Annotated in this window: 17 protein-coding genes and 1 pseudogene; 11 read left to right on the plus strand and 7 right to left on the minus strand. The window is 62.5% G+C overall.

Annotated elements, in window-relative coordinates; all coding sequences use genetic code 11:
• Nucleotides 1-80: 80 nt before the first annotated feature.
• From clpA to icd, 3 genes are read right to left on the minus strand one after another with little or no spacing between them, the layout of a single operon-like run.
• The gene (gene clpA / locus ECTOBSL9_RS13470; RefSeq protein WP_063465473.1) at nucleotides 81-2,348 is read right to left on the minus strand and encodes an ATP-dependent Clp protease ATP-binding subunit ClpA; all 2,268 of its coding nucleotides are present in this window, start codon (nucleotides 2,346-2,348) and stop codon (nucleotides 81-83) included.
• A gap of 12 nt (nucleotides 2,349-2,360) precedes the next feature.
• Complete coding sequence (clpS, locus tag ECTOBSL9_RS13475) at nucleotides 2,361-2,681, minus strand: ATP-dependent Clp protease adapter ClpS (protein ID WP_063465474.1); 321 nt, start codon at nucleotides 2,679-2,681, stop codon at nucleotides 2,361-2,363.
• Between the two features lie 47 nt (nucleotides 2,682-2,728).
• A complete protein-coding gene (icd, locus tag ECTOBSL9_RS13480; RefSeq protein ID WP_063465475.1) occupies nucleotides 2,729-3,985 on the minus strand; it encodes an NADP-dependent isocitrate dehydrogenase in 1,257 nt (418 codons plus the stop codon).
• A 229-nt stretch (nucleotides 3,986-4,214) separates the two neighbouring features.
• On the opposite strand from icd, the gene ECTOBSL9_RS13485 reads away from it, so the two are divergent.
• The 3 genes from ECTOBSL9_RS13485 (at nucleotide 4,215) to hflD (ending at nucleotide 6,662) form a co-directional block, all read left to right on the plus strand.
• A complete protein-coding gene (locus ECTOBSL9_RS13485; RefSeq protein WP_063465476.1) occupies nucleotides 4,215-4,658 on the plus strand; it encodes an NUDIX hydrolase in 444 nt (147 codons plus the stop codon).
• A gap of 17 nt (nucleotides 4,659-4,675) precedes the next feature.
• A complete protein-coding gene (mnmA, locus tag ECTOBSL9_RS13490) occupies nucleotides 4,676-5,794 on the plus strand; it encodes a tRNA 2-thiouridine(34) synthase MnmA (RefSeq protein ID WP_063465477.1) in 1,119 nt (372 codons plus the stop codon).
• 238 nt (nucleotides 5,795-6,032) lie between these two features.
• Entirely contained in the window at nucleotides 6,033-6,662 is a 630-nt protein-coding gene (hflD, locus tag ECTOBSL9_RS13495; protein ID WP_063465478.1) for a high frequency lysogenization protein HflD, read from the plus strand.
• Nucleotides 6,663-6,708: 46 nt separating this feature from the next.
• Here hflD and acnB read toward each other — a convergent pair whose 3' ends face one another.
• The gene (acnB, locus tag ECTOBSL9_RS13500) at nucleotides 6,709-9,288 is read right to left on the minus strand and encodes a bifunctional aconitate hydratase 2/2-methylisocitrate dehydratase (protein WP_063465479.1); all 2,580 of its coding nucleotides are present in this window, start codon (nucleotides 9,286-9,288) and stop codon (nucleotides 6,709-6,711) included.
• A gap of 177 nt (nucleotides 9,289-9,465) precedes the next feature.
• Between acnB and acnA the strand changes: the two genes are divergently transcribed.
• The 4 genes from acnA to ECTOBSL9_RS13520 all read left to right on the plus strand — a co-directional run bounded on the left by acnA (nucleotide 9,466) and on the right by ECTOBSL9_RS13520 (nucleotide 15,615).
• On the plus strand, nucleotides 9,466-12,207 hold the full coding sequence (gene acnA / locus ECTOBSL9_RS13505; RefSeq protein ID WP_063465480.1) for an aconitate hydratase AcnA: 2,742 nt from the start codon (nucleotides 9,466-9,468) through the stop codon (nucleotides 12,205-12,207).
• Between the two features lie 168 nt (nucleotides 12,208-12,375).
• A complete protein-coding gene (locus ECTOBSL9_RS13510) occupies nucleotides 12,376-12,753 on the plus strand; it encodes a hypothetical protein (protein ID WP_082829941.1) in 378 nt (125 codons plus the stop codon).
• Nucleotides 12,750-13,598, plus strand: a complete 849-nt coding sequence (locus tag ECTOBSL9_RS13515; RefSeq protein ID WP_063465481.1) for an HDOD domain-containing protein — start codon at nucleotides 12,750-12,752, stop codon at nucleotides 13,596-13,598. The genes ECTOBSL9_RS13510 and ECTOBSL9_RS13515 overlap by 4 nt, the downstream gene beginning before the upstream one ends.
• A gap of 19 nt (nucleotides 13,599-13,617) precedes the next feature.
• Entirely contained in the window at nucleotides 13,618-15,615 is a 1,998-nt protein-coding gene (locus tag ECTOBSL9_RS13520) for a bifunctional diguanylate cyclase/phosphodiesterase (protein WP_063465482.1), read from the plus strand.
• Nucleotides 15,616-15,650: 35 nt separating this feature from the next.
• Here the strand turns inward: ECTOBSL9_RS13520 and ECTOBSL9_RS13525 are convergent, their stop codons facing one another.
• Nucleotides 15,651-17,039 (minus strand): aspartate ammonia-lyase, encoded by a 1,389-nt coding sequence (locus ECTOBSL9_RS13525; protein WP_063465483.1) that lies wholly within the window; start codon nucleotides 17,037-17,039, stop codon nucleotides 15,651-15,653.
• 74 nt (nucleotides 17,040-17,113) lie between these two features.
• Between ECTOBSL9_RS13525 and purB the strand changes: the two genes are divergently transcribed.
• Entirely contained in the window at nucleotides 17,114-18,481 is a 1,368-nt protein-coding gene (gene purB / locus ECTOBSL9_RS13530; RefSeq protein WP_063465484.1) for an adenylosuccinate lyase, read from the plus strand.
• Here the strand turns inward: purB and dusA are convergent.
• Nucleotides 18,478-19,418 (minus strand): annotated as a pseudogene (dusA, locus tag ECTOBSL9_RS13535) (tRNA dihydrouridine(20/20a) synthase DusA). The gene purB and the pseudogene dusA overlap by 4 nt on opposite strands.
• A gap of 179 nt (nucleotides 19,419-19,597) precedes the next feature.
• Between dusA and ECTOBSL9_RS13540 the strand changes: the two are divergent.
• The 3 genes from ECTOBSL9_RS13540 to ECTOBSL9_RS13550 are packed head-to-tail and all read left to right on the plus strand — an operon-like array spanning nucleotide 19,598 to nucleotide 20,641.
• Nucleotides 19,598-19,945: a nucleotidyltransferase domain-containing protein gene (locus ECTOBSL9_RS13540; protein ID WP_063466209.1), complete on the plus strand. Its 348-nt coding sequence runs from the start codon at nucleotides 19,598-19,600 to the stop codon at nucleotides 19,943-19,945.
• On the plus strand, nucleotides 19,939-20,346 hold the full coding sequence (locus tag ECTOBSL9_RS13545; protein ID WP_205631973.1) for a HEPN domain-containing protein: 408 nt from the start codon (nucleotides 19,939-19,941) through the stop codon (nucleotides 20,344-20,346). Before ECTOBSL9_RS13540 ends, ECTOBSL9_RS13545 begins: the two co-directional genes overlap by 7 nt.
• 22 nt (nucleotides 20,347-20,368) lie before the next feature.
• Nucleotides 20,369-20,641: a hypothetical protein gene (locus tag ECTOBSL9_RS13550; RefSeq protein WP_063465485.1), complete on the plus strand. Its 273-nt coding sequence runs from the start codon at nucleotides 20,369-20,371 to the stop codon at nucleotides 20,639-20,641.
• 28 nt (nucleotides 20,642-20,669) lie between these two features.
• On the opposite strand, the gene ECTOBSL9_RS13555 is transcribed toward ECTOBSL9_RS13550, so the two are convergent.
• Complete coding sequence (locus ECTOBSL9_RS13555) at nucleotides 20,670-20,960, minus strand: nucleotidyltransferase family protein (protein WP_063466211.1); 291 nt, start codon at nucleotides 20,958-20,960, stop codon at nucleotides 20,670-20,672.
• Between the last annotated feature and the right edge of the window lie 15 nt (nucleotides 20,961-20,975).

Raw genomic sequence — 20,975 nt, forward strand, 5'->3', positions numbered from 1 at the left:
CCTTCAGCCAGGATAAGGGATCCTGCTCCCCTCTCCCGCTGGCGGGAGAGGGGCTGGGGGTGAGGGTTGGCCGGGGCAGCTCAGTGCACCGGTTCCTCGGCAAAGTCCAGGGACAGACTGCCGTCCTTGACCGTGACGTGCACCTCGCCGCCGCCCACCAGGCGACCGAACAACACCTCTTCTGCCAGCGGCTTCTTGATCTGATCCTGAATCACGCGGGCCATGGGACGCGCACCCATCTTCGGATCGTAGCCATGCTCCGCCAGCCAGGCGCGGGCCTCCTCATCCACTACCAGGGCCACCTTCTTCTCATCCAGCTGGGCCTGCAACTGGATCAGGAACTTGTCCACCACATTGGCGATGGTCACCGCATCCAGGGCCTTGAACTGGATGATGGAATCCAGGCGATTGCGGAACTCCGGACTGAAGGTGCGCTTGAGCACCTCCATGGCATCGCTGGAGTGATCCTGCTGGGTGAAGCCCACCGACGGCCGGCTGGCCACTTCGGCCCCGGCGTTACTGGTCATCACCACGATCACATTGCGAAAGTCCACCTTGCGCCCGTTGGTGTCCGTGAGGGTGCCATGATCCATCACCTGCAACAGCAGGTTGAACACATCCGGATGCGCCTTTTCCACCTCATCCAGCAGCAGCACCGAGTGGGGCTGCTTCAGGATGGCATCGGTGAGCAGGCCGCCCTCGTCATACCCCACATACCCCGGCGGCGCCCCGATGAGCCGGGAGACCGTGTGGCGCTCCATGTACTCGGACATGTCAAAGCGTACCAGTTCGATCCCGAGGATCTGGGCCAGCTGGCGGGTGACCTCGGTCTTGCCCACGCCGGTGGGCCCGGCGAACAGGAAGGAGCCGATGGGCTTGTCGGTATCGCCCAGCCCGGAGCGGGACATCTTGATGGCCGCAGCCAGCTTCTCGATGGGCTCATCCTGACCAAAGACCACCATCTTGAGATTGCGCTCCAGATTCTTGAGGGTGTCCATATCCGAGGCAGACACGCTCTTGGGCGGGATACGGGCAATCTTGGCGACGATGTTCTCCACATCCTGCACCGAGATGGTCTTCTTGCGCTGACTGACCGGCTGCAACCGCCGGTTGGCCCCGGCCTCGTCGATCACATCAATGGCCTTGTCGGGCAGATGGCGGTCGGTGATGTAGCGGTTGGAGAGTTCAGCCGCAGCCCGCAGGGCCTTGCTGGTATAGCGCACCTCGTGGTGGGACTCGAACCGGGACTTGAGGCCCTTGAGGATCTCGAAGGTCTCATCCACCGTCGGCTCATTCACGTCGATCTTCTGGAAACGCCGCGCCAGGGCGCGATCCTTCTCGAAGATGCCGCGATATTCCTGATAAGTGGTGGAGCCGATGCACTTGAGCTCACCCGAGGCCAGCATGGGCTTGATCAGGTTGGAGGCATCCATCACGCCACCGGAGGCAGAACCGGCACCGATGATGGTGTGGATCTCGTCGATGAACAGTACCGCGCCGGGCTCACGCCGCAACTGACCCAGCACACCCTTGAGGCGCTTCTCGAAGTCCCCCCGGTACTTGGTGCCGGCCACCAGCGCACCCAGGTCCAGGGAATAGATGGTGCTGTCCCGCAGCACTTCAGGCACCTGGTCGTCGATGATCTTCTTGGCCAGACCCTCGGCGATGGCAGTCTTGCCCACGCCGGCTTCACCCACGAACAACGGGTTGTTCTTTCTGCGCCGGCAGAGGATCTGCACGGTGCGCTCCAGTTCATGGGCCCGGCCGATCAGGGGGTCAATCTTGCCCTTGCGGGCCTGCTCGTTGAGGTTGGTGGCGTAGCTTTCCAGCGGATTCTTGCGGTTGCTCTCCTCGCCCTCCTGACCTTCGCTGGGCGCAGCACTGGAGGGATCCTCCTCCTGTTGCTGCTCATCCGGCACCTTGGAGATGCCGTGGGAGATGTAGTTGACCACGTCCAGCCGGGCCAGATCATGCTGGCCCAGCAGGTAAACGGCATGCGACTCCTGCTCACCGAAGATGGCCACCAGCACGTTGGCACCGGTGACCTCCTTCTTGCCGGAGGACTGCACATGGAAGACGGCCCTTTGCAGCACCCGCTGGAAGCCCAGCGTGGGCTGGGTGTCCCGCGGGTCCTTCAGGGGCAGCTTGGGTGTGTTGGTATCCACGAATTCCTCGAGCTGCTTGCGCAGGCCTTCCACGTTGACCCCGCACGCTCGCAGCACATTCACGGCGGTGGGGTTGTCCGTGAGGGCGAGCAGCAGGTGCTCCACCGTCATGAACTCGTGACGTTTTTCGCGTGCGGCCTTGAAGGCCATGTTCAGTGAAAACTCGAGTTCTTTATTCAGCATGGTCGTACCGCTCTAGGCCTCTTCCATCGCACACAGCAACGGGTGCTGATGCTCTCGTGAATAATCGTTGACCTGGGCCACCTTGGTTTCAGCTACATCCCGAGTATAGATGCCACAGACGCCCTTGCCGCGCGTATGCACATGGAGCATGACCCGGGTGGCCTTCTCGCGATCCATCGCGAAGAAGACCTCCAGGACCTCGATCACGAACTCCATGGGCGTGTAGTCATCGTTCAGCAGCACCACCTTGAACTGGGGTGGCTGCTTGAGTCGGGGCTTCGCCTCATCCAGTAACAGGCCACTGTCTTCGTCGGATTTTCGTTCTTCTCCCATAGCCTTTGATCGATATGCAGTCGAAACGTTTCCGTTTTCTTTCTGAATCACATGTGTTCGACGATATTTTCGCCGAACTCGGAGCACGACAGTTCGGTGGCTCCGTCGACGGCACGGGCAAAGTCGTAGGTCACTCGACCGGAACTGATGGCACCACCCAGGCCCTTGACCAACAAATCCGCCGCCTCGAACCAGCGCAGGTGGCGCAGCATCATTTCAGCAGACAACACCAGAGAGCCCGGGTTCACCTTGTCCAGGCCGGCGTACTTGGGTGCGGTACCGTGAGTGGCCTCGAACATGGCCACGGTATCAGAGATGTTGGCCCCCGGCGCAATGCCGATACCACCCACCTGAGCTGCCAGGGCGTCGGAGATATAGTCTCCGTTGAGGTTCATGGTGGCAATCACGCTGTAGTCGCCCGGACGCAGCAGGATCTGCTGCAGGAAGTTGTCAGCAATCACGTCCTTGATGATGATTTCATTGCCGTTGTTGGGGTTCTTCAGGCGGCACCATGGGCCCCCGTCGATTTCCTCGGCACCGAACTCCTCCTTGGCCAGGTCATAACCCCAGTTCTTGAAGGCCCCTTCGGTGTATTTCATGATGTTGCCCTTGTGCACCAGGGTCACCGAGCTGCGATCGTTTTCGATGGCGTACCAGATGGCCTTGCGCACCAGGCGCTTGGTGCCATCTTCGGAAATGGGCTTGATGCCCAGGCCGCTGGTTTCAGGGAAGCGGATCTTGGTCACGCCCATCTGGTTGACCAGGAAATCGGAGAGCTTTTTGGCCTCGGGGGAACCCGCCGCCCATTCGATACCGGCGTAGATGTCCTCGGAGTTCTCCCGGAAGATCACCATGTCGGTCTGCTCGGGATTCTTCAGCGGGCTCGGGGTGCCCGGGTAGTAGCGCACAGGGCGCTGGCAAACGTAGAGGTCCAGTTCCTGACGCAGTGCCACGTTCAAGGAGCGGATGCCGCCCCCTACGGGCGTGGTCAGCGGGCCCTTGATGGACACCACGTAGTCACGCACGGCCTCCATGGTCTCCTTGGGCAGCCAGGTATCGCCACCATAGACACGGGTGGCCTTTTCGCCGGCAAAGACTTCCATCCAGGCAATCTTGCGCTTGCCGCCATAGGCTTTTTCCACGGCAGCGTCCACCACCCGCATCATCACCGGCGAGATATCCACACCGATGCCGTCACCCTCGATGTAGGGGATGATCGGGTTATCGGGCACATTCAGGGAACAATCCTCATTAGCCGTGATCTTGGTGCCATGCTCGGGAATCTTGATATGTTGATAAGCCATGGGAGCTCCCTTTGTGGAAAATGACTGTTGTTAAGGATTTTGGTGGGATTATACACGCGATGCCCGGGTGCGTCGGTGGGTGGGTTGATTTCGCCGGTGGGAGCGGCCCTCGGCCGCGAATGACGAACCTGTCCGCAGCCCCGGTGTCAAGCATCCGGGCAGGTCCCACAAAGAACCCAACGAAGAACCACATCCAAATCCACATACAAACTCTGGAGTTTTCATATTCATGGTCTGGACACCGCGCGTTACCGTGGCAAGCGTCGTTGAACGGGAGGGTCGTTTCCTCCTGGTGGAAGAGCAGGAGGATGGCCGCCGCGTTTTCAACCAGCCGGCCGGGCACCTGGAGGAAGGCGAGTCCCTGCTGTCGGCCTGCCTCCGCGAGACGCTGGAGGAAACCGGGCGCCAGCTCATACCGGAGGCGGTGGTGGGCATTTACCGATGGCAGCATCCCGACAGCGGGCTGACCTTCATCCGGGTGGCGGTGACCGGCAGCGTGTCCGAGCCCCTGCCCGACCACACGCTGGACGAGGACATCCTGGCCACCCATTGGCTGGAACCGCGTGTACTGGCGGAAGATCCGGCTTGCCAGCGCAGCCCGCTGGTGCTGCGGTGTATTGAGGATTACCTGGCGGGGCGGCGGTATCCGTTGGAGTTACTGGTGGAAGTTTGAGTGGTATCATGAGGTGCATGCCCCATACCCATCCCAAACGCGTCATCGTCGGCATGTCCGGCGGCGTGGATTCGTCTGTTTCCGCCCTGCTGCTCATGGAACAGGGCTACCGCGTCGAAGGCCTGTTCATGAAGAACTGGGAGGACGACGACGAACCCGGCTACTGCTCCGCCGCCCAGGACCTGAAGGACGCCTGGGCCGTGTGCGAGGAACTGGAAATCCCGCTGCACAAGGTGAATTTCGCCAAGCAATACTGGGATCGGGTGTTCGCCCACTTCCTGGAAGAGTACCGGGCCGGGCGCACCCCTAATCCGGACATCCTCTGCAACCGGGAAATCAAGTTCCGGGCCTTCCTGGATTACGCCCTGGACAAGGGGGCCGACCTGATCGCCACCGGCCATTACGCCAGGGTCCGTCAGGGTCACGACGGCCAATACCAGCTGTTGCAGGGCCAGGACCCCAACAAGGATCAGTCCTACTTCCTGTACACCCTGGGTCAGCGCGCCCTCTCCCGCACCCTCTTTCCCCTGGGCGAGCTGGAAAAGACCCGTGTGCGTAAAACCGCAGAAGAGGCCGGTTTCGTCAATCACGCCAAGAAGGACAGCACCGGGATCTGCTTCATCGGCGAGCGTCGTTTCCGGGATTTCCTGCAACGCTATCTGCCCGCCCAACCGGGCGAGATCGTCAGCACTGAGGATCAGGTGCTGGGAGAGCATCAGGGCCTGATGTACTACACCCCCGGCCAGCGCCAGGGCCTGGGCATCGGCGGCGTACAGGGCGCACCCGAGGTGCCCTGGTACGTGGTGGACAAGGACATGGACCGCAACCGGCTCATCGTCGCCCAGGGTCATGACCACCCCGCGCTGCAATCCACCGGGCTGACCGCCGTGGACCTGCACTGGGTCTCGGACGAGCCCCCTGCCCTGCCCCTGCGCTGCCAGGCCAAGATCCGCTACCGTCAGGCGCATCAGGACTGCCTGGTGGAAGCCGCCCCGGACGAACCGGGCACCCTGCAGGTACGTTTCTACACACCCCAGCGGGCCGTGGCGCCGGGCCAGTCGGTCGTGTTCTACGAAGGTGAACACTGCCTGGGCGGCGGCATCATCGCCCGCCGGCATCCGCTGCCCTTATCCTGAGAGCCCCCTTGCCCCCTTGTGGGAGCGGCCCTGGCCGCGAATAACAGGAACCATTGATGTATCCGGCCCTCATCCGGGGGGTATCCCTGGATGAGGGCCTGCCCCGAACCCCGAGAAACCGGCGCCGTAGTTTGGTTCGCCCATTCGCGGCCGAGGGCCGCTCCCACGGGCTGCCCCGTGCAAAGCCGGCTTTATGGTATCTTCCCTGCTATAACCCACCCAGAAACAAGATATTCCCGTGGAATCCTCAAATCATAATCGCGCCCTCGCCCTGGCTGCCCTGTTTCAGTCCGCCGCCATGGTCAAGGAAATCGCCTGGCATGGCCGCTGCGACCTGGACCAACTGCAGACCATGGTGGGTAGCCTGTTCGCCTTTGAAGCCAACACCATCGAGTCCGTGTACGGTGGCGTGGACAACCTGGAGCGAGGCCTGCGTACCCTGCTGGAACAGATCCAGTCGCCCTCCCATCAGGTGGATGCGGAAATCTCCCGCTACGTGATCAGCGTGCTCTACCTGGAGCGAAAGCTGATGAAGAATCCTCAGATGGTCAAGGCATTAGGCGATGGAATTGATGTCGCCAGTCATCAGAGTGAGGCCTTCGGCATCACCCATGAGAACATCATGGCGCGTCTGGGCGAGACCTATCAGAACACCATCAGCCAACTGGGTCCGCGGATCGTGGTCCAGGGGGATCAGAGTCATCTGGGGAACAGCAACAATGCGGCGCGCATTCGCACGTTGCTGCTGGCAGGGATTCGCGCAGCGGTGCTGTGGAGACAGGCGGGAGGGTCGCGGTGGCGGCTGATCTTCAGCCGCAACGCGATCGTGGCCGAGGCCAAGGGGATCCTGGATCGGATCGTGGAGTGAAGCAGATGGAAACCCCTCTCCCCAAAGGGAGAGGGGCTATTCCAGGTTACGCCGCTGCCACCGGAATCACCTTCCGCGCGGCTTCCTCATACTCCGGCAACTGATCAAAGTTCAGATACCGGTATACCTCGCCCGCCATGGTGTTCAGGTCGGCGGCATACTCCAGATACTCCTGAGGCGTGGGCAGACGACCCAGCACCGCCGCCACCGCAGCCACCTCGGCCGAGGCCAGGAACACATCGGCACCATCCCCCAGGCGGTTGGGGAAGTTGCGGGTGGAGGTGGAGACCACCTTTGCCCCCGGGGCCACGCGGGCCTGGTTGCCCATGCACAGGGAGCAACCAGGCATTTCCATACGAGCACCGGCACGGCCGTAGATACCGTAATACCCTTCTTCCGTGAGCTGACGCTGATCCATCCGCGTGGGTGGCGACAGCCACAGGCGAGTGGGCAGCTCACCGCCCTGGAACTTCTCCAGCAGCTTGCCGGCAGCACGGAAGTGACCGATGTTGGTCATGCAGGAACCGATGAACACCTCATCGATGTTGCCACCGGCCACCTCGGACAGCAGACGGGCATCGTCCGGGTCGTTGGGGGCGCACAGGATGGGCTCCTTGATCTCGCTCAGGTCGATCTCGATCACCGCCGCATACTCGGCATCCTTGTCGGCACGCATCAGCTTGGGATCGGCCAGCCAGTCTTCCATGGCCTTGGCGCGACGCTCCAGGGTGCGTGGGTCGCCATAACCATTGGAGATCATCCAGCGCAGCATGGTCACGTTGGAACGCAGGTACTCGGCCACCCGCTCCTCGGACAGACTGATGGTGCAACCGCCGGCAGAACGCTCGGCAGAGGCATCGGAGAGCTCGAAGGCCTGCTCGACGGTGAGGTCATCCAGTCCTTCGATCTCCAGCACCCGACCGGAGAAGATGTTCTTCTTGCCCTTCTTCTCCACGGTGAGCAGACCCTGCTGGATGGCCGCATGGGGAATGGCATGCACCAGGTCACGCAGGGTGATGCCCGGCTGACGCTCACCCTTGAAGCGCACCAGAACCGATTCAGGCATGTCCAGGGGCATCACGCCCGTGGCGGCGGCAAAGGCCACCAGACCGGAACCGGCCGGGAAGGAGATGCCGATGGGGAAACGGGTGTGGGAGTCGCCGCCGGTGCCCACGGTGTCGGGCAGCAGCATGCGGTTCAGCCAGGAGTGGATGATGCCATCCCCCGGGCGCAGCGCCACACCGGCGCGGTTCATGATGAAGTCCGGCAGGGTGTGATGGGTCTGCACATCCACCGGCTTGGGATACGCCGCCGTGTGGCAGAACGACTGCATCACCAGGTCCGCCTGGAAGCCCAGACAGGCCAGGTCCTTCAGTTCGTCGCGGGTCATGGGGCCGGTGGTGTCCTGGGAACCCACGGTGGTCATGCGCGGCTCGCAATAGGTGCCCGGGCGCACGCCCGCCACACCGCAGGCCTTGCCCACCATCTTCTGGGCCAGGGTGAAGCCCTTGCCGCTATCGGCCGGGACCTCGGGGCGCTTGAAGACATCCGAGGCCGCAAGGCCCAGGGACTCACGGGCACGGTCGGTCAGGCCGCGACCGATGATCAGCGGGATACGGCCACCGGCGCGCACTTCGTCCAGCATCACCGGGGTGCGCAGTTCAAAGGTGGTGATCACCTCGTCGCTGCCATGACGGCAGACCTTGCCCTCATAGGGGTAGATGTCCACCACATCGCCCATCTCCAGGGCGTTCACATCCAGTTCGATGGGCAGGGCGCCGGCGTCTTCCATGGTATTGAAGAAGATCGGCGCAATCTTGCCACCCATGCACACACCGCCGAAGCGCTTGTTGGGTACGTAGGGCAGATCATCGCCGATGTTCCACAGCACCGAGTTGGTGGCGGACTTGCGGGAGGAACCGGTACCCACCACGTCGCCCACCATGGCCACGGGATGACCCTTCTGCTTGAGTTCCCTGATCTGGGCCTCGGCGTCGGTGACCCCCTCGCGCGGGTTCTTGTACATGGCCTTGGCATGCAGGGGGATGTCCGGGCGGCTCCAGGCATCCGGGGCCGGCGACAGGTCATCGGTGTTGGTCTCGCCGGGCACCTTGAAGATGGTCACGGTAAGTTTTTCCGGCAGGGCGTTGCGGCTGAGGAACCATTCCGCCTCGGCCCAGGACTGCATCACACCCTGAGCATGGGCGTTGCCGGCCTTGGCCCGCTCTTCCACGTCATGGAAGGCATCGAACATCAGCAGGGTATGCTTGAGTTCGGTGGCGGCGGCCTCGGCCAGTTCCGCGTCGTCCAGCAGTTCCACCAGGGTGGCGATGTTGTAGCCGCCCTGCATGGTGCCCAGCAGTTCCACGGCGCGCTTGCGGTCGATCAGCGGGGAGCTGGCTTCCCCCTTGGCCACGGCGGACAGGAACCCGGCCTTCACATAGGCGGCCTCATCCACACCCGGCGGCACGCGATGGGTGATCAGGTCCAGCAGGAACTGCTCCTCGCCCTTGGGCGGGTTCTTGAGCAATTCCACCAGATCCGCGGTCATCCCGGCGTCGAGCGGTTTGGGCGGCACCCCTTGGGCTTCGCGTTCCTGAACGTGTTGGCGATAGGCTTCGAGCACAGTAGAACCCTCTGCTAGGCTGCCCCGCAGGGCGGGGAGGGATGTATGATCCCTTGGTGTCACTAGGTTATTTTGACAACAATCTTTATTGCGCGGCAGCATTCTAAACCAGCAGGGGCGGCAGGTCACGATTGTCGACAGTTTGCCCCGATAAAAACAAACCAAGAGGGACGCACGATGACCGACACATTCAACACTCGCACCACCCTCCAGGTACAAGACAAGACCTACCACATCAGTAGCCTGGAGCCGCTGAAGGCCCACCACGACGTGGACCGCCTTCCCTATTCCCTCAAGGTGCTGCTGGAGAATCTGCTGCGCAACGAGGATGGCAACAATATCACCCAGGAGCACGTCAACGCCCTGCTCAACTGGGACGCCCGGGCCGAACCCACCCAGGAGATCGCCTTCACCCCCGCTCGCGTGGTGCTGCAGGACTTCACCGGCGTGCCCGCCGTGGTGGACCTGGCCGCCATGCGCGATGCCATGAAGGCCCTGGGCAAGGATCCCAATCGCATCAACCCCCTGGCCCCCGTGGACCTGGTGATCGACCACTCGGTGATGGTGGACCACTTCGGCAAGGCCGACTCCCTGGACCTGAACATCAAGCTGGAATACCACCGCAACAAGGAGCGCTACCAGTTCCTGCGCTGGGGTCAGAAGGCCTTCGAGAACTTCCGCGTCGTGCCCCCGGGCACCGGCATCGTGCATCAGGTGAACCTGGAATACCTGGCCCAGACCGTGTTCGTGCGCGAGGACAACGGCGAATACCACGCCTACCCGGACACCCTGGTGGGCACCGACTCCCACACCACCATGATCAACGGCTTGGGCGTGCTGGGCTGGGGCGTGGGCGGCATCGAGGCCGAGGCGGCCATGCTGGGCCAGCCCATCTCCATGCTCATCCCTCAGGTGGTGGGCTTCAAGCTCAACGGCAAGCTCCCGGAAGGCGCCACCGCCACCGACCTGGTGCTCACCGTCACCCAGATCCTGCGCAAGCAGGGCGTGGTAGGCAAGTTCGTGGAGTTCTTCGGCGACGGCCTGGATTACCTGCCTCTGGCGGATCGCGCCACCATTGCCAACATGGCCCCGGAATACGGCGCCACCTGCGGCATCTTCCCCGTGGACAAGGAGACCCTCACCTACCTGCGCCTTTCGGGCCGCACCGATGAACAGGTAGCCCTGGTGGAAACCTATGCCCGTGCCCAGGGCCTGTGGCGCGATACCGGCGCCCGTGAGGCCGACTACAGCGAAATCCTGGAACTGGACCTGGGCAGCATCGTCCCCAGCCTGGCCGGCCCCAAGCGTCCCCAGGACCGCATCCCCCTGGATCAGGCCCGCGGCAACTTCATGGATACCCTGGATGAGTTTCTCAGGGAGCACCATGCCTGCCCTGAGGGCGATGATGAAGAACGCTTCGCCGGTGAGGGCGGCCACGCCGCACCCGGGGTGGACGACGCCCACGAAAAGGGCGCCGTGGAATACGAGATGGATGGCGAAAAGCACCTGCTCAAGCACGGCGCCGTGGTGATCGCCGCCATCACCTCCTGCACCAATACCTCCAACCCGGCCGTGCTGCTGGCCGCTGGCCTGGTGGCGAAAAAGGCCCACGAAAAGGGCCTCACGCCCAAGCCCTGGGTAAAGACCTCCCTGGCCCCCGGCTCCCAGGTGGTGCCTGCCTACCTGCAAAAGGCCGGCCTGCTCAAGCCCCTGGAGGCCCTGGGCTTCTCCGTGGTGGGCTTTGGCTGCACCACCTGTATCGGTAACGCCGGCCCCCTCCCCGAACCCATCGGTCAGGCCATCAAGGAAGGGGATCTGATGGTGTCCTCGGTGCTCTCGGGCAACCGCAACTTCGAGGGTCGCATCCACTCGGATGTGCGCACCAACTACCTGGCCTCGCCGCCGCTGGTGGTGGCCTACGCACTGGCCGGCTCCATGACCGTGGACCTTTACAAGCATCCCCTGGGCACTGGCAAGGACGGGCAACCCGTCTACCTCAAGGATGTCTGGCCCACCCAGGCAGAGATCAACGAACTGATGCAGGCCAATATCTCCTCGGCCATGTACCAGGAAAAATACGCCGACGTTTTCCAGGGGGATGCCAACTGGAAGAAGATCGGCGTCACCGAATCGGAGCTCTACGACTGGGCCGAATCCACCTATGTGAAGAACCCGCCCTACTTCGAGGGCATGAGCATGGAACCCGAAGCTCCCGGGGATGTGACCGGCGCCCGCTGCCTGGTGATGGTGGGTGACTCCATCACCACCGACCACATCTCCCCGGCTGGTGGCATTCACCCCGAGAGCCCCGCAGGTGAATACCTGCAGTCCCACGGCATCGAACCCAAGGAATTCAATTCCTATGGCTCACGCCGCGGTAATCATGAGGTGATGATGCGCGGCACCTTCGCCAATGTGCGTCTGCGCAATCGCATGGCGCCGGGCACCGAGGGCGGCTGGACCACCCACGTGCCCAGCGATGAGCAGATGAGCGTGTACGACGCCGCCATGCGCTACCAGGAAGAAAACGTGCCCCTGGTGGTGCTGGCCGGCAAGGAATATGGCACCGGCTCTTCCCGGGACTGGGCGGCCAAGGGCACGCGACTCCTGGGCATCCGCGCCGTCATCGCCCAGAGCTTCGAGCGCATCCACCGCTCCAACCTGGTGGGCTTTGGCGTACTGCCCCTGCAGTTCAAGGACGGTGACAATGCCGAGAGCCTGGGACTCACCGGCCATGAACGCTTCGATATCAGTGGCCTGGAGGGCGAACCCGGCGAGGTCACCGTGACGGCCAAGGGCGACGACGGCAAGGAAATGCGCTTCCAGGCTCGGGTGCGCATCGACACGCCCAAGGAATGGGAATACTACCGCCACGGCGGCATCCTGCACTACGTGCTGCGCCAACTGGCGGCCGCCTGACCCTCCCTTCATCCTTCCTCCACACACGACGGGCGGAGCCTTGTATCCGCCCGTCCCCTTCCCCCTTGCCCAATGGAGTCAGTCCCGGTACTTTGACAATTCCCATAGGCACGAAGCGGCTAAACTCCCTAGCAGGATTCCTCATAAGCCGTTTCCAGCGGAGCAGGCATGATCGACATGAAAAGGACGATCCCCGCCGACCAGGCCGATGCCGGAAGCGTTCTCGCTGAAGACGTTCGGGATCGCAGTGGTCGCCTTTTGTTGTCCGCCGGCATTCCCCTCAAGGACAAGCATCTAAGGGTGCTCAAGACCTGGGGCGTCGCCCAGGTGGCCATCTGGCAGGAGGCACCGGCCAGCGCGACGGACAATAGCCAGCCTTCCAGGGAGCCCCCACCCCCCGTTGATGAAAAGGCCTACCAGCAGGCCGAGGCCGTCATGCTCAATGCCTTCCGGCACTGCGACCTCCGGCAGTCCGTCATGCACACCCTGTTCGATCTGGCCACCCGACGCCTGGCCTCTGCCATCCAGCTCAAGAGCCAATCATGACCAAAGCCTGCCTGGATGACATCCTGGCCCGGGACCCGAAACTGGGCACCCTGTCCGACGTCTACCACCGCATAGAAAGTGCCATCAACGACCCCAACAGCTCCTTCGAGGCCATGGCCTCGGTGATTGAGTCGGATGCGGCGCTGGCGACCAAGGTGCTGCGCATCGCCAACAGCAGCCTCTACGCCCTGCCCGGCGGCATCCATTCCATCCAGCGGGCCATCAGCATCATTGGCACTCAGCAGCTGCGGGACCTGGCGCTGGCGGCCACGGTGATCCGTCATTTCGAGGGCATGCCCATTACCGGCGTCGATATGGAATCCTTCTGGCGCCACAGCATTGGCTGCGCCCTGCTGGCCCGTTCGCTGGCCAGTTTTCGCCGCGAGGCCAATGTGGAACGGTTCTATGTGGCCGGCCTGCTCCACGACATCGGTCGGCTGGTGATGTACATGCACATGACAGACTCCATGACCAGGGTCCTTGAGGCCCGCGAACACAGCCATGACCTGCTGTTCCGGGAGGAGCAGTGGGCGCTGGGCTTTAATCATGCCCAGCTCGGTGGCGACCTCCTGGAACGCTGGCAGCTGCCAGTGGCCCTGCACGAACCCGTGCGATGCCATCACGCCCCCAACGAGGCGCAGCGCTATCCCGTGGAAACAGCGGTGGTCCATGCCGCCGACAGCATGACCAACGCCCTGCGCATGGGCTCCAGCGGCGAGCGCCTGGTGCCGCCCATCGATGAACAGGCCTGGGCGCGGATCGCCCTGCCTGAAACCTTGCTTGAACAGGTCACCGCCTATACTGAGCAGCATTACGCCCAGGCGGTGGAAGTGTTCCTGGCATAGGCCGGGGGCCAGGATGCATATGACCCAAAACGAAGACGAAGCACAGCCCGACGTGGACTACCTGCGCGAACGGGTCCGGCATCTGGAACAGGCCGGTCAATGGCATCACTATGCCATGGACGTGCTCACCTCCATGACCGCCATCTTCGGCGATCACAGTCAGAGTCGGGATGTGGCTGCCATCCTGGAGAGCACCCATGAGTGCGTAGGGCGCATTCTGCCCCTGGAAGACGCCGGTTATTACACCGTGGACGATGAGTCCAGCTTCCATCTGGGCTTTCGTCAGGCGGGATGCGAGGGCCCCGAGCTGGAGGCCATCGTGGAACGACTCATCGACGAGGGCATGTTCTCCTGGGCCCTCAACCAGAACCATCCGGTCTGCCTGCCCTGCCCTGGGAATGACGAAAAAGAAGGCGCGCGCAACGACCACGTGGTGCTGCACGTCATCTCCTCCCGCACGCGCATTCGCGGCATGTTCGTGGGCCGCACCCGGGGGCAGCCAGTACACCCTCGCGATCCGGGCATGAAGGTGCTCTCCATCGTCCTGTTCAATGCCGCCTACGCCCTGGAGAGCGCAGCGCTGTACACCCTGATGGAACACCAGCACCAGACGCTCAAGAAGATCAGCGAACGCCAGTCCATGGAACTGGCCCACCAGTACAGCCACGACGCCCTCACCGGCCTGCCCAACCGCGTGCTATTCAGCGATCGCCTGCATCAACTCATCCAGAAGGGCCATGCCGGGGATGAGGACGACAGCAGTCATGTGGCCGTCATCCTCATGGATCTGGATCACTTCAAGCGCGTGAACGACAGCCTGGGCCATGGTTGCGGTGATCACCTGATCAAGACCCTGGCCGACAACCTCCGCGGCATCCTGGCCGACACCGAACTACTTGGCCACCATCACCTGGACGAAGGCAATGTCACCCTGTCGCGCCTGGGGGGAGATGAATTCGGCATCATCCTGGATCGCGTGGATTCCCTGGACCTGCTGGCCCGTTTTGCGCAGCACCTGCTCAACAACGTAAGTTGTGAATACGTGATCCACGGTCACCCGGTGTTTCTCACCTGCAGCGCAGGCATCAGCATCCACCCCTTCGACGGGCGGGACGTGGACACCCTCATCAAGAATGCCGATGCCGCCATGTATGAAGCCAAGCAGCGTGGCCGCAATCATTATCACTTCTACACCCAGGACATCAACGCCCAGACCTACAGGCACCTGATGCTGGAGAACGAGCTCTCCAAGGCGCTGGACCGGGACGAGTTCCAGCTGCACTACCAACCGCAGATCTCACTGGCCACTGGCAAGGTGGAGGGCCTTGAGGCGCTGGTGCGCTGGGAACACCCGGAAAAGGGCTACTTGAACCCTGCTCATTTCATCCCCGTGGCCGAGGATACCGGCCTGATCGAACAGTTGGGCCTGTGGGTGGTGCGGCGGGCCTGTGCAGACATGAAGCGCTTAGAAAGCACGGGGCTGCCCGTGCCCCGCATGGCCATCAACCTCTCACCACGCCAGTTTCGCCAGGCGGACCTGGCCGCCCAGTATGCCGCCATCATCCGTGATGCCGGCATCCAGGCCTCGCAGATCGAACTGGAGCTGACCGAGAGCACCATCATGCGGGACATCGACAAGGCCGTGGAGATCTTCGGGGAAATGCAGCAGCTGGGTTTCCGTCTGGCGGTGGATGACTTCGGTACCGGCTATTCCTCCCTGAACCAGCTCAAGCACTTCCCCCTCCACACCCTGAAGATCGACCGCTCCTTCATCCGCGGCATCCCCCAGGACCGCGACGACGCGGCCATCGTCAAGGCCATTGTCGCCATGGCCAAGGGGCTCGGGCTGGAGGTGGTGGCCGAAGGGGTGGAAGCCCGGCATCAGCTGGATTTTCTCAAGGGCCTGGACTGCGAATCGGTGCAGGGGTTCTACTTCAGTCGGCCGCTGCCGTACGATGAGTTGTGCGAATACCTTCGGGGTTCTGAGTCCGTGAAGGCAAAGTCTGCATCGTCCTGAAGATGAGCGCCTGAGGGGAAGATGGCTCCGCCCGCCTACCCTCTATCTTTCTTCCCCGTCATCTCAATGGGATCAAGCCACTTTCTCAATTCTGCCTCATCCAGGTCTGTCATCTCCATGGCCACCTCCAGCACCGACCGCCCCTCCGCATAGGCTTTCTTGGCAATCTCCGCCCCCTTCTCATAGCCAATCAGCGGATTCAGGGCCGTCACCAGCACCGGATTTCTCGACAGGGCATCACTCAGGCGCTCCTCATTGACGGTCAATCCTGCCACCACCCGCTCCAGGAGCAGGCGCGCTCCGCCCGCCAGGAGCTGAACGCTTTCAAGCAATGCATCCGCTATCACCGGTAACATCACGTTCAGCTGGAAGTTTCCCGACTGCCCGGCAATGGTGATGGTGGTGTCATTGCCCATCACCCGCGCACACCCCATGGCCACCGCCTCGGGGGCCACCGGGTTCACCTTGCCCGGCATGATGCTGCTGCCCGGCTGCAACGCCGGCAGGGCGATCTCTCCCAGCCCGGACAGCGGCCCGGAGTTCATCCAGCGCAGATCGTTGCAGATCTTCATCAGGCTCACTGCCACCGTCTTGAGTTGCCCGCTCATCTCCACGGCGGCGTCCTGCGCCCCCAGGGCCTCGAAGCGGTCCGGCTTGGGCACGAAGGCCACACCCGTGCGACGCGACAAGGCCGCCGCCACCCGCTCGCCGAACTCGGGATGGGCATTCACCCCCGTACCCACGGCCGTGCCACCGATGGCCAGCTCCTCGATACGCTCGCCGGCATCCTCCAGCCGCTCCACCCCGTAGCGCAGCTGCTGCACCCATGCACCGATCTCCTGATCCAGGCGCACCGGCATGGCATCCATCAGGTGAGTACGCCCGGTCTTGACCACATGCCGGTATTCCACCGCCCGTTGATCCAGCCCATCGGCCAGATCAATCAGGGCCGGGATCAGATCCCGCTCCAGGGCCACCCGTGCGGCCACATGCAGCGTGGTGGGGATCACATCGTTCGAACTCTGCCCCAGGTTCACATGATCATTGGGGTGAACCACCTCACCTAATTGCCGCGCCGCCAGGTGGGCAATCACCTCGTTGGCGTTCATGTGGGTGCTGGTGCCGCTCCCGGTCTGAAAGACATCCACGGGAAACTGGTCCCCATGAAGACCCTGGGCCACCTCCTCGGCTGCCTGGATGATGGCCTGGGCCATCCCGGCCGGCAGCAGCCCCAGTTCCGCATTCACCTGGGCGCAGGCCGCCTTCACCTGACCCAGGGCCTGAATGAAGACGGGCGGCATGGGCCGCCCGCTCATGTGAAAGTTGTCCACGGCCCGCTGGGTCTGTGCCCCGTAGAGGGCATCGCCGGGCACCTTCACCTGGCCCATGCTGTCCTGCTCGATCCGATCTTTCGGCATGTTCACACTCCTGCCAACTGCATTGGACTCACCTGTAGTATAATCCACGGCCTTTTTCGCAAGCCCCCGGAGAAGCTCCCATGGATCTTTCGACCCTCACCGCCATCGCCCCGGTGGACGGACGCTACGGCAACAAGACCGAAATGCTGCGCCCCATCTTCAGCGAATTCGGCCTGATCCGCCATCGCGTTCAGGTGGAGGTGGAGTGGCTCAAGGCCCTGGCAGACCACCCCGGCATCACCGAAGTGCCAACCCTGAGCGAGCATGGGGTGCAGATCCTCAACGGCATCGTCGAAAACTTCTCCGAAGAAGATGCCCGGCGGGTGAAGAACATCGAGAGCACCACCAATCACGACGTGAAGGCGGTGGAGTATTTCCTCAAGGAGAAGATCGCGGGCAACAAGGAACTGGAGGCCATCAGCGAGTTCTTCCACTTCGCCTGCACCTCCGAGGACATCAACAACCTGGCCTATGCCCTGATGCTCAAGCATGCCCGGGGGCAGGCCATGCTGCCGCTGATGGACGAGGTGATCCAGTCCATCAAGACCCTGGCCCATCGCCACGCCGACCAGCCCATGCTGTCCCGCACCCACGGCCAGCCCGCCTCCCCCACCACCCTGGGCAAGGAGATGGCCAACGTGGTGCATCGCCTCAGGATCGCCCGCAACCAGGTGGCCGATGTGGTGCTCAAGGGCAAGATGAACGGCGCCGTGGGCAACTTCAACGCCCACCTGAGTGCCTATCCGGAAGTGGACTGGGAAGCCCTGAGCCAGGGCTTCATCGAAAAGCTGGGCCTGGAGATGAACCCCTACACCATCCAGATCGAACCCCACGACTACATGGCCGAGATGTTCCACGCCCTGGCCCGCTTCAACACCGTGCTGATCGACTTCTCCCGTGACGTGTGGGGCTACATCTCCCTGGGCTATTTCAAGCAGCGGGTGGTGGCCGGCGAGGTGGGTTCATCCACCATGCCCCACAAGGTGAACCCCATCGACTTCGAAAATGCCGAGGGCAACCTGGGCCTGGCCAACGCCGTGCTGGATCACCTGGCCGGCAAACTCCCCATCTCCCGCTGGCAGCGTGACCTCACCGACTCCACTGTGCTGCGCAACATCGGCCTGGGTTTCGCGTGGTCGGTCATCGCCTACCAGGCCCTGAGCAAGGGCCTCACCAAACTGGAAGCCGACACCGCCCGCCTGGACGCCGACCTGGAAGCCAACTGGGAAGTCCTGGCCGAACCCATCCAGACGGTCATGCGCCGCTATGGTGTGGAAAAACCCTACGAAAAGCTCAAGGAACTCACCCGCGGCCAACGCATCGACGGCCCCAGCCTGCGCGTATTCATCGACAGCCTGGAGATCCCGGAAGAAGCCAAGGCCAGCCTGAAGGAACTCACCCCAGGGCGGTACACGGGAAATGCAGGGGATCAGGCGCGGCGGGTCTAAACAGGACGCCGCACCTTCCCCACTGCTTCAAGAATCACCTCCGCGCCGGCACCGGCGCGGTGGGCATTCTCGCTGATATGCCGCCGCCAGGCCCGCGCCCCGGGCATACCCGGGAACAGCCCCAGGATATGCCGCGTCATGGCCTGCAGGGGCACACCCTCGGCCAGACGCGCCTCCACATAGGGCACGAAACGCTCCACCACCTCATGGGGCGTGGGCACCGGTCCCTGCTCGCCATAAAGCAGACGGTCCACCTCCGCCAGGATCCCAGGGTTGTAATAGGCCTCCCGCCCCATCATCACCCCATCCACATGCTCCATCTGCGCCTGACAGGCATCCAGGGTAGTCAGCCCCCATTGATGATGATGGAGAGATGGGGGAAATCCGCCTTCAACTGATGCACACGCTCGTAGCACAGAGGCGGGATCTCCCGATTCTGCTTCGGGCTCAGTCCCTGCAGCCAGGCCTTGCGGGCATGCACGATGAACAGCTGACAGCCTGCCGAGGCCACCTTATCCACGAATCCCGCCAAAAACTCATAAGAATCCAGATCATCGATCCCGATCCGATGCTTCACCGTCACCGGGATATCCACCGCCTCGCCCATGGCTCGCACACAATCCGCCACCCGCTCCGGCTCCCTCATCAAAGACGCCCCAAACCGCCCGGAACTCACCCGATCCGACGGACACCCCACGTTCAGGTTCACCTCATCATATCCAGCATCCTGAGCCATGACGGCGCACCGGGCCAGATCCCCCGGCTCCGAGCCACCCAGTTGCAGCGCCACGGGATGCTCAGCCGGATCAAAGGCCAGAAAGCGCTCCCGGTCCCCATGAATCAGGGCCCCGGTGGTGACCATCTCGGTATACAGGAAGGCCCGACGGCTGAGCAGGCGCAGAAAGTACCGGCAGTGGCGGTCAGTCCACTCCATCATCGGCGCGACGCAGAAGCGGTGCTGGGCAGTAAAGTTCTGAAAATCAGGCATTCATAGTTCTCTTGAAAGACTCACGGCGCCCCCTTCATCCCGAGGTGGTGCAGACCAAGACCGGATATGCATATTGCTTTCTCCTTGGCCTGGGGCGATCATGAGACTAGGTTCTGTTGTTTTTCCCCATGAAGCAAATCGACCATCACACAGAGGAAGCTGTCCGGCGCTTTCTTGGCTTGATCACGAGTCGCTACGACGTAGCGGCAGCGATCGTCTATGGCAGTCGTGCTCGTGGCACGCATCGCCCAGACAGTGACGCGGACGTCGCCGTTCTGCTACGCGGTGAGCATCAACGCTTCTTACCTACCAAACTGGACATGGCTGATGTCGCCTTCGATGTTCTACTCGAAACCGGCATACTCATCTCGCCACTGCCGATCTGGCTCGACGAATGGGAGCACCCTGAGAACTACTCCAACCCCGCCTTGCTGCGCAATATCGATCGGGATGGAATTCGGTTGTCAAGATGCTGAACAAACAGCAATTGGTGCCCAAAGCACTGATGGGTAAAGCCGACACTGCTTGTGCATCTGCCCGCATCTTGCTTGAGTTAGGCGACATGGATGGCGCGGCCAACCGCGCGTACTATGCCATGTTCGATGCAGCCCGTGCGGCTCTGCTGGCGTCAGGCGCACCCGTCACTTCAGATGTTGGTCGTAGCCATAGCGGCCTGATCGGAGCCTTCGGCAACTTTCTGGTGAAGAATGGCCCGGTATCGAGAGAGGTAGGCCGCCTGCTGAACCGGGCACACGAAATCCGGCTGGTGGCTGACTACAACGGGGCCTCGGTTGAACCTTCCGACGCGAAGGACATGGTCGAGCAGGCTGAAACCTTCGTGACCACCATGCGAGCCAGGTTCATGACCGAAGGTTGAATGACTCAACGCCAACCCAACCATGGACTTCCCCCTCTCCCTCCCTCAATGGCTCCTGGCCACCCTCGTCCTCATTATCGGCGCCATCATACAGGGTGGCATCGGCTACGGCGTGGCCCTGCTAGGCGCGCCGCTACTCTACCTCATTCACCCCCAACTCATCCCGGCCCCCATGCTCATCGTTGGCATGGCCCTGCCACTGCTCATCCTTCTGCGGGAATGGCGTGCCGTTCACCCCCATTTGGTCAGCCCTTCCACGAAGCTGCGCGCATCGGCTGCGGCCTGCTGTATGTGATCGAGGTAGTCGGGTAGTCGGTTTTTGCTCATACGGGTTTCGCCTCCGCAAGCACCTTGGCCCGGAACTTTGGCGGCAAATCGCCGGATGTCAGCAGATTAACGTCCACGCCGAGCAGCGATTTCAACTCTTCTTCCAAATCGCCCAAGTCCAATAGAGTCGCACCGGGCAGCGCATCAACCAGTAGATCAAGGTCGCTCCCAACCTGGTCGGTACCATGCAGCACCGAACCAAAGACACGCGGGTTCGCAGTGCGGAAGCGGCCTACCGCCTCACGCACGGCACTGCGGTTCATGTCAAGCAAAACAGACGGTCGCATGAGCATGCTTTCTTA

Origin of the sequence: Ectothiorhodospira sp. BSL-9 (genome assembly GCF_001632845.1) — a bacterium.
GTDB lineage: Bacteria > Pseudomonadota > Gammaproteobacteria > Ectothiorhodospirales > Ectothiorhodospiraceae > Ectothiorhodospira.